This is a genomic window from Christiangramia pacifica (genome assembly GCF_057221535.1).
Genome location: NZ_CM170146.1, coordinates 1,618,857 through 1,634,704 on the forward strand (window position 1 = coordinate 1,618,857; position 15,848 = coordinate 1,634,704).

Sequence of the window (15,848 nt, forward strand, 5' to 3'; positions counted from 1 at the left end):
TTTTGTTTTAGAATTGTAATTGAACGTTTAATCCATACTCTCTAACTGCAGGATATGCACCAATCTGGAAACCTTGTACGTTACCAGCTCCAAAAGAGTCTTCTGGATCAGCGTAAGGTAGATCTTTGTCGATTATCCAAAGGTTTCTTCCAGTTGCAGTGAATTTAACTCCTGTGAAAGGTAGGTTGTCTAAAGTTTTAGATGGTAAAGAGTAAGATAGAGTTGCCTCTCTTAGTTTCACGTAAGATGCATCGTATACGAACTGAGCATCTGGCGCGTTACCGTATCTACCAAGTGGGTTAAGGTATGTAGACATATCAGCTCTTACATCGTTTACAGAACCATCTGCCTGTACACCATCAAGAATGATACCACCACTATCAGGACCATCAGTTACAGGATTTCTTCTAGGATTTCCTAGATCGTTAAGCCCTGCAGTTTCTGGGTAAAGTCCTGTTGCCATACCAAAGTAAAGGTCACCTGTGAAGATGCTTCCACCTTCCTGGATGTCAATTAAGAAACTAAAATCCCAATTTTTATAAGATAAAACGTTCTGGATACCAGCTTTGAAATCTGGGTTGATATCTCCAATAATGTTATCTCTGTTTGCAGTTTTAGCATAAAGACCATCTTCACGAACTAGTCTTTCACCATTTACATACTGGTAATCTGTACCTTTGATAACACCATAAGGCTCACCAAGGGCAGCATTCAATGTAACTCCAAAGAAAGAGTTTACAAGAAGGTTCTGAGAATCCTGGTATAATTTAGTTACTTCACTTTCGTAAGTTGCGAAGTTACCATTGATTCTCCATTCGAAGTTCTCAGTTTTAACTGGAGAACCGAATACATTCAATTCAAGACCTTTTTGCTCAACAACACCTGAGTTTACAACACTACTTGTAAATCCTGCTGCAGGAGAAATAGATACAGGGATGATTTGGTTTTCAGTTTCTTTCTTATAGATAGAAGCGTCAAATCCAAAACGACCACTGAACCAGCTAGTCTCAAGACCAATCTCTAATTCGTTTGTACGTTCTTCAGTTAAGTTAGGGTTCTTAGAACTTGCAGGATTAGAGTACAATGCAGTACCACCAAAACCTGTAACTGCGTTAAAAGTATTCTGTAATTGGTATGCAATTGCACCGTTACCTACTTCACCGTAACCAGCACGAAGTTTACCGTAAGTTAGAGCTTCACTATCAAATAAGTTAGAGAAGATAATACTAGTAGAGATCGCTGGGTAGTTGAATGAGTTATCACCGTCAGGTAGAGTAGAGAATGTATCTCTTCTCAAAGATCCTTCAAGGTAGAATGTGTCATTATAATCGATACTTGCAGTTCCGAATAGACCTAAAACTCTAATATCTTGCTCAGTTTCATTTGGGAACTGGATTGGAGATACAGAGTTGCTTAAAGTGTAAAGACCTTCAAGTACAATTCCACCATTCGTAGAGGCAGAGATTGTATTCAATTTAGTTTGACGGTAGTTAGCACCTAAAGTACTGTTTACTCCAAAGTCACCAAAGTCCTCATCGAAGTTTAAGAATAAATCGTAGTTGAATTCAGTAAAGTTTATGTTGTTTCTGTAATATCTGGAAAGATCAACACTACCTACGTTGTTTCTTTCTTCACGAATTTGATCGTAAGTATCTACAGATACACGTCCCTGAACATCAAACCACTCAGTAAACTCATATCCTAAAGTAGCATAACCAAATAATCTATTTCTAGTATCGTTATTGTAGTTTTCATAACGAGTGTAGTATGGGTTATCCCAGTAAATAGGATTTGTATCGTTTGGTCCAAATGGGTTCCAAGTAATGTTTCTTCCTGTTTGCTCGTAAGCTCTTCTTTGAGCAGCAAGGTCTGTGTTGACAGCCCACCACTGACGGAAGTTTGTCATTAAGTTTTCAGCATCATAACCAGTACCGTAACGTCCAAGACCATCAGTCTTAGTGTAGATAGCTTTTGCGGTTGCAGTTAATTTATCTGAAAGGTTTAAAGTCCCAGAGAAATCAAGAGTGTTTCTGTTGATTTCAGAATTTGGCATGATACCAGTCTGGTTGAATCTTGTATAACTCAATCTTGTAGACCCGCTTTCGCCTCCTACAGATAAAGCTACGTTTTCAATGTCTGTGTAAGACGTTTGGAAAATGTAAGATGGATCGTTAGCTCCAGCAACGTAAGGCTGAGACTGTTGGTAAGAATCTAATTCTGGGTAGAAAGATTCCCATCCGTAAACTAATAAGTTAGGATCGAATGCACTACCGTATGAAGCATCTTCAGTAGTTGGTACTACTAAATCTGCATCACCATCTCCGTTGATGTCTCCTGAAAGGAAACCTCCACCAGGACCAGATCCATAATAAGGACCGTAACCCTGACCATATTCTTTCTGGTACTTAGCGAAAGTATCTGGATCGTAGTTACCTACAGTTACAGTTGTATTAACTGTTACACCAATACCTTTAGTTTTAGAACCATCCTTAGTTGTAATGATCACCGCACCGTTTGCTGCACGAGAACCGTAAAGAGCGGTTGCTGCTGCACCTTTAAGTACGTTTACACTTTTAATGTCATCTGGGTTAATGTCTGACGCGGCGTTACCGTAGTCATAACCACCACCTCCACCAGATTGCGTACCAGTATTAAAAGTGTTGTTGTTTACCGGCACACCATCAATAACGAATAATGCCTGGTTGTTTCCAGTAATAGAAGAGTAACCACGAATAACCACGTTAGAAGAACCACCAATTGAAGAACTCTTCTTTACGTCAAGACCAGAGATCTTACCTGAAAGAGAGTTAACAAAGTTTCCTTCTTTTGCCGTGTTTACTTCGTCTCCAGCTACTTCCTGAGTTGCGTAACCAAGGGATTTCTTCTCACGAGAAATACCAAGAGCGGTTACTACAACTTCGTCAAGAGTTGCAGCGTCAGCTTCCATAACTACATCTACTGTATTACTGCTTCCAACTGTAATTTCTGTAGTGGAAAGACCTACGAAAGAGAAAACTAAAACATCTCCTTCTGCAGCATCGATGGAATAATTACCATCAAAATCAGTTTGTACACCAGTGGATGTACCTTTTACAACGATGTTTACACCGGGTAGCGGAAGACCGTCAGAGTCTGTCACCGTACCGGATACCGTTTGTTCTTGCGCAAAGGTTATTTGCACAACAAACGCCAGTAATAGCGTTAAAATACTACTAAATTTTGCTTTCATTTTTAAATTTGTTTGAATTAGCCAGTGCCAAATGTGCTAATAAATGGTTAATTAAGCAAGCTTTTATTTTTAAAATATGCGAAATAACTTAATCTTTTTTTAATCTGCCATCCTTTCTAAAACCTATACCTTATATATATAATGGGCTTTTAAATCATGAATTTAATGCCCTAATTATTTTGTTAATAAAGAAATGAAGAGTTTTTTAATTATTTAACCTATTCGAAATTAAATAAATGAGATAATATTTGAATTATATTTTTTTATTTCTACCTTTGCAGACCCTTAAAAACAGGGGAGTAAATTTTATTAATAATTAGTGTATAGGAAATTATGCCAACAATTTCACAATTAGTACGAAAAGGAAGAGCCAAAATAACCAAGAAGAGTAAATCGGCTGCTTTGGATTCGTGCCCTCAAAGGAGAGGTGTTTGTACACGTGTGTACACAACAACTCCTAAGAAACCAAACTCTGCTATGAGAAAAGTAGCAAGGGTAAGGTTGACTAACGGAAAAGAGGTGAATGCCTACATTCCGGGAGAAGGACACAATCTACAAGAGCACTCGATAGTATTGGTTAGAGGTGGAAGGGTAAAGGATTTGCCTGGTGTTAGATACCACATTGTTCGTGGAGCGCTAGATACTGCCGGTGTTGAAGGTAGAACTCAGCGTAGATCTAAATACGGAGCTAAACGCCCTAAGAAGTAATTAAAAACTTTTAATGTAAAGAAATGAGAAAAAGACAGGCGAAAAAACGACCTCTTTTACCAGATCCTAAATTTAACGATCAGCTGGTTACACGTTTTGTAAACATGATGATGTGGGATGGTAAGAAATCGGTTGCCTTTAAAATTTTCTATGATGCAATTGCAATCGTAGAAGAAAAGAAACAAGACGAAGAGAAATCTGGATTAGAGATATGGAAAGATGCTCTTTCAAACGTTATGCCTCACGTTGAAGTGAGATCTAGACGTGTTGGTGGTGCTACATTTCAAATCCCAATGCAGATAAGACCAGACCGTAAGGTGTCTACTGCTATGAAGTGGCTTATTAGCTTCGCACGTAAGAGAAATGAGAAATCTATGGCTGCTAAATTAGCTGCTGAAGTTCTTGCTGCTGCGAAAGAAGAAGGAGCTGCTGTTAAGAAAAGAGTAGATACTCATAAAATGGCTGAAGCTAACAAAGCATTCTCTCACTTTAGATTCTAAAACAATATGGCACAAAGAGATTTAAAATTTACTAGAAATATCGGAATTGCAGCTCATATTGATGCGGGTAAAACCACAACTACTGAGCGTATCCTATATTATACAGGTATTAGTCACAAGATTGGTGAAGTTCATGATGGTGCAGCTACTATGGACTGGATGGAGCAAGAGCAGGAGCGTGGTATTACGATTACTTCTGCAGCTACACACTGTACCTGGCCTTATAGAGATCAGGAATATACCGTTAATATTATTGATACACCTGGTCACGTTGACTTTACTGTAGAGGTAGAGCGTTCGTTACGTGTACTTGATGGTGTTGTAGCATTGTTTTCTGCAGTAGACGGGGTTGAGCCTCAGTCTGAAACTGTTTGGAGACAAGCTGATAAATATAGAGTTCCACGTCTTGGGTTCGTAAACAAAATGGACCGTCAGGGAGCAGATTTTTTCAACGTATGTCGTCAGGTAAGAGAAATGCTTGGTGGTAACCCGGTACCTCTTCAGGTTCCAATCGGTGATGAAATCGACTTTAAAGGTGTGGTTGATCTTATTTCTAAGAAAGCAATTATCTGGAATGACGAAGATCATGGGATGACCTATGAAACTATCGATATTCCTGCTGAATTAGAAGAAGATGTAAATAAATACCGTGCAGAATTAGTAGAAGCGGTTGCAGAATATGATGAAGCTTTAATGGAGAAATTCTTCGAAGATGAGAACTCTATTACAGAAGATGAAATCATTGCTGCGCTTAGAGCTGCTACTATAGATATGAGCATCATCCCTATGATGTGTGGTTCTGCCTTTAAAAATAAAGGTGTTCAGGCAATGCTTGATGCCGTGATGCGTTACCTTCCTTCTCCAGTTGATGTAGAAGCGATTGAAGGTACTAACCCTGAAACTGGGAAAGAAGAAAGTCGTAAGCCAAATGTGGATTCTCCATTCTCTGCGCTTGCATTTAAAATTGCTACCGATCCTTTCGTAGGTCGTTTAGCCTTCTTCCGTACATATTCAGGTACTCTTGATGCTGGTTCTTACGTATTGAACGTACGTTCAGGTAAGAAAGAGCGTATCTCTAGAATTTACCAGATGCACTCTAACAAACAAGAGCCTATCGATAAGATCGAGGCTGGAGATATTGGAGCTGCTGTTGGGTTTAAGGATATTAAAACAGGTGATACTCTTACAGATTTAGATCACCCAATTATTCTTGAATCAATGACTTTCCCTGCACCGGTAATCGGTATCGCAGTTGAGCCTAAAACTAAGGCTGATGTTGAGAAAATGGGAATGGCTCTTGGTAAATTAGCTGAAGAGGATCCAACATTTACTGTTAAGACTGACGAGAATTCAGGTCAAACAATTATCTCTGGTATGGGTGAGCTTCACCTTGAGATTATTATCGACCGTATGAAGCGTGAGTTCAAGGTAGAAGTTAACGTTGGTGAGCCTCAGGTAGAGTACAAAGAAACTATTACGAGAAACGCAGATCATAGAGAAGTTTATAAAAAACAATCTGGTGGTCGTGGTAAGTTTGCTGATATCATTTTTGAAATGGGACCTGTAGATGAAGATTTCGAAGGTACTGGTCTTCAGTTCGTAGATGAAATTAAAGGTGGACGTATTCCTAAAGAATTTGTTCCTTCAGTACAGAAAGGATTCCAGGAGGCTATGAAAAATGGTCCTCTTGCAGGATTTACAATGGATAGCTTAAAAGTTGTTCTTAAGGATGGATCTTTCCACCCTGTGGATTCTGATCAGCTTTCTTTTGAATTGGCTGCTAAAATGGGATATAAAGATGCTGCTAAGAAAGCAGGAGCTGTTATCCTTGAGCCAATTATGAAGGTAGAAGTTGTAACTCCGGAAGAAAACATGGGTGATATCGTTGGTGACCTTAACAGAAGAAGAGGTCAGGTAAACAACATGTCAGACAGATCTGGAGCGAAGGTAATCAAAGCTGAAGTGCCGCTTTCTGAAATGTTCGGTTATGTAACTACATTAAGAACACTTTCATCAGGTAGAGCTACTTCAACTATGGAATTCTCTCACTATGCTGAAACTCCTTCTAATATTTCTGAAGAAGTGATCAAAGCAGCTAAAGGAGCAGCAAACGAATAATCTTAAGGAAATGAGTCAAAAAATCAGAATAAAACTAAAATCTTACGATCATAACCTGGTAGACAAGTCTGCTGAGAAAATCGTAAAAACCGTAAAGACTACGGGAGCTGTTGTTACCGGACCAATTCCGTTACCAACGAACAAAAAAATCTTTACTGTTCTTCGTTCACCTCACGTGAACAAGAAATCAAGAGAGCAGTTCGAGTTAAGCTCTTATAAGAGACTACTTGATATTTATAGCTCTTCTTCAAAAACGATTGATGCGTTGATGAAGCTTGAACTTCCAAGTGGAGTAGAGGTAGAGATCAAAGTGTGATAAAACAGTTCCGCGCACTACGGTGCGCGGTTAACATGTCCGGCGCGTTTCGCAAAGGAAAAACGGTGAAAGATACAATTCAAGGCTGAAATGTATTTTTCAGCCTTAAGTTTTTTAAATAAGTAAACAATTAATAATTAATTAAATATGTCTGGGTTAATAGGAAAAAAGATCGGCATGACCAGCATTTTCGACGAGAATGGGAAAAATATCCCTTGTACCGTAATCGAAGCTGGACCATGCGTGGTTACCCAAGTCAGAACCAAAGAGGTTGACGGGTATGAAGCACTTCAACTTGGTTTCGATGACAAAAAGACTGTAAGTAAAGCGGCTGAAGGGCACGCTAAAAAAGCAGGAACCGTTGCAAAACGTAAGGTCGTTGAATTCCGAGGATATAATGAAGATTACAAATTAGGTGACTCTGTTACCGTGGAGCATTTCAAAGAGGGTGAATTTGTGGATATCGCAGGTACATCTAAAGGTAAAGGTTTCCAAGGTGTTGTTAAGAGACACGGATTTGGAGGAGTTGGACAGGCCACTCACGGTCAGCACAACAGATTAAGAGCTCCTGGTTCTATTGGTGCAGCATCTTATCCTGCGAGAGTTTTCAAAGGAATGAAGATGGCCGGTAGAATGGGTGGTGAAAGAGTTAAAGTTGAAAACCTGAGAGTTTTAAAGGTTGTTGCAGACAAGAATCTTTTAGTAGTTAAAGGATGTGTGCCAGGATCTAAAAACTCATACGTAATCATTAGTAAGTAATGGAAATAGCAGTTTTAGATATAAAAGGAAAAGAAACAGGCAGAAAAGCAAAGCTTTCTGATGCTGTTTTCGCTATAGAGCCTAATGACCACGCTGTTTATCTAGATGTTAAACAATACTTGGCTAACCAGCGTCAGGGAACTCATAAAGCTAAAGAAAGAGCAGAGATCGCGGGTTCTACTCGTAAGATCAAGAAACAAAAAGGTACTGGTACTGCGAGAGCAGGTAGTATCAAGTCTCCTATCTTTAAAGGTGGTGGACGTGTTTTTGGACCAAGACCAAGAAATTACGGTTTTAAATTGAATAAAAACCTTAAGCGTCTTGCAAGAAAATCTGCGCTTTCTATCAAAGCAAATGATAAGGCAATTATGGTAGTGGAAGATTTTTCATTTGATACTCCAAAGACAAAGAATTTCATGGAAGTTCTTAAGGCTCTGGGTATTGAAAGTAAAAAATCGCTAATAGTGTTGGGTGACACAAATAAAAATGTATATTTGTCGTCGCGCAATTTAAAGACCTCTGAAGTGATAAGTAGCTCAGAATTAAGTACTTATAAAATACTTAATGCTAAGAATATTGTTTTTTTAGAAGGTTCTTTAGAAGGAATTGAGTCGAAATTAAGTTAATAAACCGTTATGAGCATCTTGATAAAACCTGTTATTACAGAAAAAGCTACCGCAGATAGCGAGATGAATAATCGCTTCACTTTTGTGGTAAGTAACAAGGCAAATAAGATTCAGATCAAAGACGCGATCGAATCTGCTTATGGCGTGTCTGTTACTAAAGTTCGAACTATGAATGTCCGCCCGGATCGTAATACCAAATTCACAAAATCTGGTATGATTACTGGTAAAACTAATGCTTACAAAAAAGCAGTAGTACAGGTGGCGGAAGGTGAAACAATTGATTTATACAGTAATCTTTAAGATTAAACAATGTCAGTTAGAAAATTAAAACCAATTACACCTGGTCAGCGTTTTAGAGTAGTTAATGGGTATGACGCCATTACTACTGATAAGCCGGAGAAAAGCCTATTGGCGCCGATAAAAAAATCAGGTGGTAGAAACAGTCAGGGTAAGATGACCATGCGCTACAAAGGTGGTGGTCATAAAAAACGTTACCGAATTATCGATTTTAAACGTGACAAGCAGGGGATTCCTGCTACTGTTGCAAGTATAGAATACGATCCAAACAGAACGGCCTTTATCGCGTTATTGAACTATCAGGACGGAGAGAAAAGGTATGTTATTGCTCAAAATGGGCTTCAGGTAGGCCAAAATTTAGTTTCAAGTAATGAAGCTGCGACTCCTGAAATTGGGAATGCAATGCCTTTGGCAAACATTCCTCTTGGTACTGTTATTTCTTGTATCGAGTTAAGACCTGGACAAGGTGCTGTAATGGCGCGTAGTGCTGGTGCTTTTGCTCAATTATTGGCAAGAGAAGGAAAGTATGCTACTATTAAATTGCCTTCTGGTGAGATCCGTAGAGTTCTTGCTTTATGTATGGCTACAATAGGAGCTGTTTCTAACAGTGATCATCAGTTGATGATCGGTGGTAAAGCCGGTAGAAGCAGATGGTTAGGTATCAGACCAAGAACTAGACCAGTAGCGATGAACCCTGTAGATCACCCAATGGGTGGTGGTGAAGGTAGAGCTTCAGGTGGTCACCCACGTTCTAGAAAAGGTCTTCCTGCTAAAGGATTCAAGACCCGCTCAAGAACTAAAGCGAGTAATAGATATATTGTAGAACGTAGAAAGACTAGAAAGAAATAATAAGATATGGCACGTTCATTAAAAAAAGGACCTTTCGTTCATTACAAACTGGAACAAAAAGTGGCTCAGAATGTTGAGTCAGGAAAGAAAGCCGTGATCAAAACCTGGTCTAGAGCTTCTATGATTACTCCAGATTTTGTAGGGCAAACTATTGCAGTACACAACGGGAAGCAATTTGTTCCTGTTTATGTAACTGAGAACATGGTAGGTCATAAACTAGGAGAATTTTCACCAACTCGTTCTTTCAGAGGACACGCTGGTGCAAAAAATAAAGGTAGAAAATAATTGAAGCTATGGGAGTTCGTAAAAGAGAAAGAGCAGAGCAAATAAAAGAAGCCAAGAAACAGGTAGCTTTTGCAAAGTTAAATAACTGCCCTACTTCGCCTAGAAAAATGCGTCTTATGGCGGATTTAGTAAGAGGTGAGAAAGTAGAAAAAGCGCTTCATATTTTAAAATTCAGCAAGAAGGAATCTTCTATTCGTCTGGAGAAGTTGTTGCTTTCAGCAATTGCTAACTGGCAGGCTAAGAATGAAGATGCAAATCTTGAAGAAGCTGAATTATTTGTGAAAGAGATTCGTGTGGACGGAGGAAGTATGTTGAAAAGACTTCGTCCAGCTCCACAGGGTCGTGCACACCGAATTAGAAAGAGATCCAACCACGTTACATTAGTGCTTGGAGCAAACAATAATACACAAAGCTAAGAGATAGTATGGGACAAAAAACAAATCCAATCGGAAATCGCCTTGGTATCATTAGAGGTTGGGAATCCAACTGGTACGGAGGTAATGACTACGGCGATAAGTTAGCCGAAGACGATAAGATTAGAAAGTACATCCATGCTCGTCTTTCTAAAGCGAGTGTATCGCGTGTAATCATCGAGCGCACGCTTAAGCTTGTAACCGTTACCATCACTACTGCCAGACCTGGTATCATTATCGGTAAAGGTGGTCAAGAGGTAGACAAGCTTAAGGAAGAGCTAAAAAAGATTACCGACAAGGAAGTTCAAATTAACATCTTTGAGATTAAGAGGCCAGAGCTTGACGCACATTTGGTTGCAGCAAGTGTTGCTAGACAAATTGAGAATCGTATCTCTTACCGTCGTGCAATAAAGATGGCTATCGCGGCTGCAATGAGAATGAACGCTGAAGGAATCAAGATTGAGATCTCCGGACGTCTCAACGGTGCTGAAATGGCACGTTCAGAATCATACAAAGATGGTAGAATTCCATTGTCTACTTTTAGGGCTGATATTGACTATGCTTTAGTTGAAGCACACACTACTTATGGTAGATTGGGTGTTAAAGTATGGATCATGAAAGGTGAGGTGTACGGAAAAAGAGAGCTTTCGCCTCTAGTTGGCCTTGCGAAAAATCAAGGTAAGAAATCCGGAGCCGGACGAGGTGGAAATAAATCACGTCGTAGAAAGTAATTTTTTAAAGGAAAGAAAAAATGTTACAACCTAAAAGAACAAAATACCGTAAGCAACAAAAAGGCCGAATGAAAGGCTTGGCTCAAAGAGGTCACAGACTTTCTAACGGAACCTTCGGAATCAAATCTATGGATTCCAGCTTCGTTACTGCACGCCAGATTGAAGCAGCGCGTATTGCCGCTACTCGTTATATGAAAAGAGAAGGATCTATCTGGATCAAAATTTTCCCAGATAAGCCTATTACAAAGAAACCTCTTGAAGTACGTATGGGTAAAGGTAAAGGTGCCGTTGAATATTGGGCAGCTGTAGTGAAACCAGGAAGAATCATGTTTGAAATTGGTGGTGTACCAATGGATGTAGCTAAAGAGGCATTACGTCTTGCAGCTCAGAAGCTTCCTGTGAGAACTAAATTTGTTGTAGCTAGAGATTATCAAGAATAATATTGGAATTATGAAACAATCAGAAGTAAAAGAATTGTCTGTTGCAGAATTGCAAGAAGAGCTTGGTAAGTCTAGAAAAGCTTATTCAGATTTAAAAATGGCTCACGCTGTTTCGCCTTTGGAGAATCCAATACAGTTAAGAACTGTAAGAAGAGATGTGGCGAGACTTGCTACAGAGTTAACTAAAAGAGAACAACAATAATTGTTATTCTGCTGAAAGATGGAAAAAAGAAACTTAAGAAAAGAGCGTGTAGGAGTTGTTACAAGTAACAAAATGCAGAAATCAATCGTGGTTTCTGAAGTGAAAAAAGTAAAACATCCTATGTATGGAAAATTCGTTTTGAAAACGAAAAAATACGTAGCACACGACGAAAATAACGACTGCAACGAAGGTGATACTGTAAAGATCATGGAAACAAGACCTTTAAGTAAATCCAAGACTTGGAGACTAGTAGAAATAATTGAAAGAGCTAAATAACCATGGTACAACAAGAGTCCAGACTAAAAGTAGCAGATAATACCGGAGCTAAGGAAGTTTTAGCTATCCGTGTATTAGGAGGTACAAAGAAAAGATACGCATCTGTTGGAGACAAAATAGTTGTCAGTGTAAAAGAAGCTACACCTAACGGAAATATCAAGAAGGGTGCAGTTTCAACAGCAGTTGTTGTTCGTACCAGGAAAGAAGTTCGTAGACCAGATGGATCTTACATCCGTTTTGATGACAATGCATGTGTATTGTTAGGCCCACAGGGTGAAATGCGCGGAACTCGTGTATTTGGACCTGTAGCTCGTGAACTTCGTGATAAGCAATTCATGAAAATTGTATCATTGGCACCAGAGGTGCTTTAATACATTAAGATAATGACAAAGCTTAAAATTAAATCAGGAGATACTGTTCGTGTAATTGCCGGAGATCATAAAGGTCAGGAAGGTAAAGTGCAGAAAGTACTTCGTGAAAAGAATAAAGCCATCGTGGAAGGGGTTAATATGATCTCTAAGCATGAGAAGCCTAGTGCTTCAAATCCACAAGGTGGAATTAAAGAGAAGGAAGCTCCTATCCATGTTTCTAACCTGGCGCTTATCGATAAAAACGGTGAGACAACCAGAGTTGGTTACAAAGAAGAGGATGGGAAGAAAGTGAGATTTTCTAAAAAATCTAATGAAGTAATATAGTTATGGCATACGTACCAAGACTTAGACAGGAATATAACGAGAGAGTAAAGAATACTCTTAAGGAAGAATTCAGCTACTCCAATGTAATGGAGGTGCCAAAACTTACGAAAATAGTAATTAGCCGTGGTGTTGGTGGAGCAGTGGCAGATAAGAAACTTATCGATCACGCGCTTGACGAACTTACTGCAATCAGTGGTCAAAAAGCTGTTTCTACTATTTCGAAGAAAGATGTTGCATCATTTAAACTTCGTAAAGGAATGCCAATTGGTGCAAAAGTTACTTTACGTGGATACAGAATGTATGAATTCTTAGATAGACTTATTACTACCGCTTTACCGCGTGTACGTGATTTTAACGGTATCAAATCTAACGGATTTGATGGTAGAGGTAATTATAACCTTGGGGTGACTGAGCAAATCATTTTCCCTGAGATCGATATTGATGCAGTGAACAGAATCGCTGGTATGGATATCACCTTCGTTACAACTGCAAATACCGATAAGGAAGCAAAAGCATTGTTAACTGAACTAGGATTACCTTTTAAAAAGAATTAATTATGGCTAAAGAATCAATGAAAGCCCGTGAGGTAAAAAGACAGAAATTGGTAAAGAAGTACGCTGAGAAAAGAGCCGCTTTAAAAGAAGCTGGTGATTGGGAAGCGCTACAGAAGTTACCAAAGAACTCTTCTCCGGTTCGTTTACATAACAGATGTAAATTAACTGGTAGACCTAAAGGGTATATGAGACAATTTGGTCTTTCTCGTGTAATGTTCAGAGAAATGGCTAATCAAGGTCTTATCCCAGGAGTAAAGAAAGCAAGCTGGTAAAATTATAAATTGGATGAAGGTTCATAAATATTGAAAACCACATCCGCAAATAAAGTTAAATGAATACAGATCCTATTGCAGATTACTTAACAAGAATCAGGAATGCAAATGCAGCAAACCACAGAGTAGTGGAAATTCCTGCTTCTAATGTTAAAAAAGAGATCACAAAGATATTATTCGATCAAGGATATATTCTTAGTTACAAATTCGAAGATAATACCGCTCAAGGTACTATCAAGATCGCTCTTAAGTATGATAAAATCACTAAAGAGCCGGTGATTAAGAAAATTCAAAGAATAAGTAAACCTGGTTTACGTAAGTACGCTGGTTCAACTGAAATCCCAAGAATCCTTAACGGTCTTGGTATCGCTATTGTTTCTACTTCTCACGGTGTGATGACTGGAAAACAAGCCAAAGCGAACAAAGTTGGTGGCGAAGTTTTATGTTACGTATACTAATACTTAAAAGACTAAAGAAATGTCAAGAATAGGTAAAAGCCCGGTTACAATCCCAGAAGGAGTGACAGTAGAGCACAAAGATGGTGTTGTAACGGTAAAAGGAAAATTGGGAGAGCTTAAACAGGAAATTAGTGACATCGATGTAAAAATCGAAGATAATGTAATTACTTTTGAGCGATCTTCAGAAAAAAGTGATCAGAAAGCAAAACACGGTCTTTACCGTGCTTTGGTAAACAATATGATTGAAGGTGTTACTAATGGTTACACTAAAGAACTTGAACTTGTAGGTGTTGGTTATAGAGCTAGCAACCAGGGAAACAAGCTTGATCTTGCCGTTGGTTATTCTCATAATATTGTGATAGATTTGGCTCCCGAAGTAAAAGTGGAGACTGTCTCAGAAAAAGGTAAGAATCCTATCGTGAAGCTTACTTCTCATGATAAACAACTTGTTGGACAAGTTGCGGCAAAGATCCGTTCATTCAGAGCACCTGAACCTTACAAAGGAAAAGGTATCAAGTTTGTAGGAGAGCAATTGAGAAGAAAAGCAGGTAAATCAGCTTAATAAAGTTTAGTTATGGCAGTGTCAAAACAAGATAGAAGAAATAAAATCAGAAAACGTATCCGTAAGGATATCGTTGGAACTGAAAGCCGTCCAAGATTATCTGTTTTTAGAAGCAATAGAGAAATTTATGCTCAGATTATCGACGACGTAGAAGGTAAGACTTTAGCATCAGCTTCTTCAAGAGATAAAGAGATCGCTTCTGCTTCTGCAGATAGAAAAGAGCAGGCTGTAATGGTTGGAAAAGCCATCGCAGAGAAAGCGAAAAAGGCCGGAATAGATACTATTTCTTTCGATAGAGGTGGTTATTTATATCACGGTAGAGTTAAATCATTAGCAGAAGGTGCTCGCGAAGGAGGACTAAAATTCTAGAAAATATGTATCAAGATTATAAAAACGTAGAACATGTAAAACCAGGAGGTCTTGAATTAAAAGATCGTTTGGTTGGAGTACAACGTGTTACTAAGGTTACAAAAGGTGGTAGAGCATTTGGATTCTCTGCTATTGTTGTAGTTGGAGATGAGAATGGTGTTGTTGGGCAAGGACTTGGAAAATCTAAGGAAGTTGCAGACGCTATCTCTAAAGCGGTAGAAGACGCTAAGAAAAATCTGGTACGCATTCCTTTACATAAAGGAACTTTACCTCACGAACAAAAAGGTAAGTATGGTGGAGCAAGAGTAATGTTGCTTCCAGCTGCTGCCGGTACTGGTATTATTGCTGGTGGTGCAATTCGTGCGGTATTGGAATCTGTAGGGGTACATGATGTACTTTCTAAGAACCAGGGATCTTCAAACCCTCATAACGTTGTTAAAGCTACTTTTGATGCCTTACTTCAGTTAAGAAGTGCCGAAACTGTTGCGAAACAGAGAGGTGTTTCATTGGAAAAGGTTTTTAAAGGATAAATCAAGGAATAAGATGGGAAAGATAAAAGTCACAAAAGTAAAAAGTGCAATCAACCGCACGAAGAATCAAAAGCTTGTTCTTGAGTCATTAGGACTTAAAAGAATTGGGCAGACGGTTGAGCATGACGATACGCCAAACATCCTTGGTATGGTAAATAAAGTTAAACACTTAGTTTCTGTTGAAGAAACAAAATAATAATCTCTCATGGATTTAAGTAACTTAAAACCTGCAGAAGGTTCAGTTAGAAAAAATAGCAAGCGTATTGGTCGTGGTGAAGGATCTGGTAAAGGTGGAACCGCTACCAGAGGTCACAAAGGTGCCAAGTCACGTTCTGGTTATTCTAAAAAGATTGGTTTTGAAGGTGGGCAGATGCCACTTCAAAGACGTGTTCCTAAATTTGGATTCACTAACAGAAACCGTAAAGTATACCAGGGAATCAACCTTGATACATTACAAAATCTGGTAGACGAAGGAAGAATTAAGGATACGGTAGATATGGACGTGCTAGTTGAAAACGGTCTTGCCGGAAGAAACGAGCTTGTTAAGATATTAGGTAGAGGTGAATTAAAGGCTAAGTTGAAAATATCTGTTCATAAATTTACGGCCTCAGCGAAAGAAGCTATTGAAGCTGCCGGAGGTGAAGTTGTTACTTTATAAT

At 38.9% G+C, this 15,848-nt stretch carries 25 protein-coding genes; 24 read left to right on the forward strand and 1 reads right to left on the reverse strand.

Features of this window, described 5'->3' with window-relative positions:
- Window positions 1-7: 7 nt before the first annotated feature.
- Window positions 8-3,229 (reverse strand): SusC/RagA family TonB-linked outer membrane protein, encoded by a 3,222-nt coding sequence (locus AC2S94_RS07350; RefSeq protein WP_484630815.1) that lies wholly within the window; start codon window positions 3,227-3,229, stop codon window positions 8-10.
- 333 nt (window positions 3,230-3,562) lie between these two features.
- Here AC2S94_RS07350 and rpsL point away from each other — a divergent pair, with 333 nt between their 5' ends.
- The 24 genes from rpsL (at window position 3,563) to rplO (ending at window position 15,847) form a co-directional block, all read left to right on the forward strand.
- Window positions 3,563-3,937, forward strand: a complete 375-nt coding sequence (gene rpsL / locus AC2S94_RS07355) for a 30S ribosomal protein S12 (RefSeq protein ID WP_010230128.1) — start codon at window positions 3,563-3,565, stop codon at window positions 3,935-3,937.
- Window positions 3,938-3,960: 23 nt separating this feature from the next.
- Complete coding sequence (gene rpsG, locus AC2S94_RS07360) at window positions 3,961-4,437, forward strand: 30S ribosomal protein S7 (protein WP_108172297.1); 477 nt, start codon at window positions 3,961-3,963, stop codon at window positions 4,435-4,437.
- A 6-nt stretch (window positions 4,438-4,443) separates the two neighbouring features.
- The gene (gene fusA, locus AC2S94_RS07365; protein ID WP_484630816.1) at window positions 4,444-6,555 is read left to right on the forward strand and encodes an elongation factor G; all 2,112 of its coding nucleotides are present in this window, start codon (window positions 4,444-4,446) and stop codon (window positions 6,553-6,555) included.
- Between the two features lie 10 nt (window positions 6,556-6,565).
- The gene (rpsJ, locus tag AC2S94_RS07370) at window positions 6,566-6,871 is read left to right on the forward strand and encodes a 30S ribosomal protein S10 (protein WP_010519396.1); all 306 of its coding nucleotides are present in this window, start codon (window positions 6,566-6,568) and stop codon (window positions 6,869-6,871) included.
- Between the two features lie 147 nt (window positions 6,872-7,018).
- Window positions 7,019-7,630, forward strand: a complete 612-nt coding sequence (gene rplC, locus AC2S94_RS07375; protein ID WP_484630817.1) for a 50S ribosomal protein L3 — start codon at window positions 7,019-7,021, stop codon at window positions 7,628-7,630.
- Complete coding sequence (gene rplD / locus AC2S94_RS07380) at window positions 7,630-8,256, forward strand: 50S ribosomal protein L4 (RefSeq protein WP_484630818.1); 627 nt, start codon at window positions 7,630-7,632, stop codon at window positions 8,254-8,256. The genes rplC and rplD overlap by 1 nt, the downstream gene beginning before the upstream one ends.
- Window positions 8,257-8,265: 9 nt before the next feature.
- Window positions 8,266-8,556: a 50S ribosomal protein L23 gene (gene rplW / locus AC2S94_RS07385; protein ID WP_300434119.1), complete on the forward strand. Its 291-nt coding sequence runs from the start codon at window positions 8,266-8,268 to the stop codon at window positions 8,554-8,556.
- A 9-nt stretch (window positions 8,557-8,565) separates the two neighbouring features.
- Complete coding sequence (gene rplB, locus AC2S94_RS07390; RefSeq protein WP_484630819.1) at window positions 8,566-9,402, forward strand: 50S ribosomal protein L2; 837 nt, start codon at window positions 8,566-8,568, stop codon at window positions 9,400-9,402.
- A gap of 6 nt (window positions 9,403-9,408) precedes the next feature.
- A complete protein-coding gene (gene rpsS, locus AC2S94_RS07395) occupies window positions 9,409-9,687 on the forward strand; it encodes a 30S ribosomal protein S19 (protein WP_011710692.1) in 279 nt (92 codons plus the stop codon).
- Window positions 9,688-9,695: 8 nt separating this feature from the next.
- Entirely contained in the window at window positions 9,696-10,103 is a 408-nt protein-coding gene (rplV, locus tag AC2S94_RS07400) for a 50S ribosomal protein L22 (protein WP_300434116.1), read from the forward strand.
- 8 nt (window positions 10,104-10,111) lie between these two features.
- Window positions 10,112-10,831, forward strand: a complete 720-nt coding sequence (gene rpsC / locus AC2S94_RS07405) for a 30S ribosomal protein S3 (protein WP_083643381.1) — start codon at window positions 10,112-10,114, stop codon at window positions 10,829-10,831.
- A 20-nt stretch (window positions 10,832-10,851) separates the two neighbouring features.
- Entirely contained in the window at window positions 10,852-11,271 is a 420-nt protein-coding gene (gene rplP / locus AC2S94_RS07410) for a 50S ribosomal protein L16 (RefSeq protein ID WP_309562612.1), read from the forward strand.
- Window positions 11,272-11,281: 10 nt separating this feature from the next.
- Entirely contained in the window at window positions 11,282-11,473 is a 192-nt protein-coding gene (gene rpmC, locus AC2S94_RS07415; protein ID WP_011710688.1) for a 50S ribosomal protein L29, read from the forward strand.
- An 18-nt stretch (window positions 11,474-11,491) separates the two neighbouring features.
- Entirely contained in the window at window positions 11,492-11,749 is a 258-nt protein-coding gene (gene rpsQ / locus AC2S94_RS07420; RefSeq protein WP_011710687.1) for a 30S ribosomal protein S17, read from the forward strand.
- Window positions 11,750-11,751: 2 nt separating this feature from the next.
- The gene (rplN, locus tag AC2S94_RS07425) at window positions 11,752-12,120 is read left to right on the forward strand and encodes a 50S ribosomal protein L14 (RefSeq protein ID WP_026933550.1); all 369 of its coding nucleotides are present in this window, start codon (window positions 11,752-11,754) and stop codon (window positions 12,118-12,120) included.
- 12 nt (window positions 12,121-12,132) lie between these two features.
- On the forward strand, window positions 12,133-12,444 hold the full coding sequence (gene rplX / locus AC2S94_RS07430; protein ID WP_484630820.1) for a 50S ribosomal protein L24: 312 nt from the start codon (window positions 12,133-12,135) through the stop codon (window positions 12,442-12,444).
- Window positions 12,445-12,446: 2 nt separating this feature from the next.
- The gene (gene rplE, locus AC2S94_RS07435) at window positions 12,447-12,998 is read left to right on the forward strand and encodes a 50S ribosomal protein L5 (RefSeq protein ID WP_309562613.1); all 552 of its coding nucleotides are present in this window, start codon (window positions 12,447-12,449) and stop codon (window positions 12,996-12,998) included.
- Between the two features lie 2 nt (window positions 12,999-13,000).
- Window positions 13,001-13,270: a 30S ribosomal protein S14 gene (gene rpsN / locus AC2S94_RS07440; protein ID WP_240095282.1), complete on the forward strand. Its 270-nt coding sequence runs from the start codon at window positions 13,001-13,003 to the stop codon at window positions 13,268-13,270.
- Between the two features lie 59 nt (window positions 13,271-13,329).
- On the forward strand, window positions 13,330-13,728 hold the full coding sequence (gene rpsH, locus AC2S94_RS07445; protein WP_484630821.1) for a 30S ribosomal protein S8: 399 nt from the start codon (window positions 13,330-13,332) through the stop codon (window positions 13,726-13,728).
- Between the two features lie 19 nt (window positions 13,729-13,747).
- A complete protein-coding gene (rplF, locus tag AC2S94_RS07450) occupies window positions 13,748-14,290 on the forward strand; it encodes a 50S ribosomal protein L6 (RefSeq protein ID WP_484630822.1) in 543 nt (180 codons plus the stop codon).
- Between the two features lie 12 nt (window positions 14,291-14,302).
- Complete coding sequence (gene rplR, locus AC2S94_RS07455; protein WP_156274135.1) at window positions 14,303-14,659, forward strand: 50S ribosomal protein L18; 357 nt, start codon at window positions 14,303-14,305, stop codon at window positions 14,657-14,659.
- Between the two features lie 5 nt (window positions 14,660-14,664).
- On the forward strand, window positions 14,665-15,189 hold the full coding sequence (rpsE, locus tag AC2S94_RS07460; RefSeq protein WP_011710679.1) for a 30S ribosomal protein S5: 525 nt from the start codon (window positions 14,665-14,667) through the stop codon (window positions 15,187-15,189).
- Between the two features lie 13 nt (window positions 15,190-15,202).
- Entirely contained in the window at window positions 15,203-15,385 is a 183-nt protein-coding gene (rpmD, locus tag AC2S94_RS07465) for a 50S ribosomal protein L30 (protein ID WP_208012724.1), read from the forward strand.
- 9 nt (window positions 15,386-15,394) lie between these two features.
- The gene (gene rplO, locus AC2S94_RS07470; protein ID WP_011710677.1) at window positions 15,395-15,847 is read left to right on the forward strand and encodes a 50S ribosomal protein L15; all 453 of its coding nucleotides are present in this window, start codon (window positions 15,395-15,397) and stop codon (window positions 15,845-15,847) included.
- Window position 15,848 lies beyond the last annotated feature (1 nt).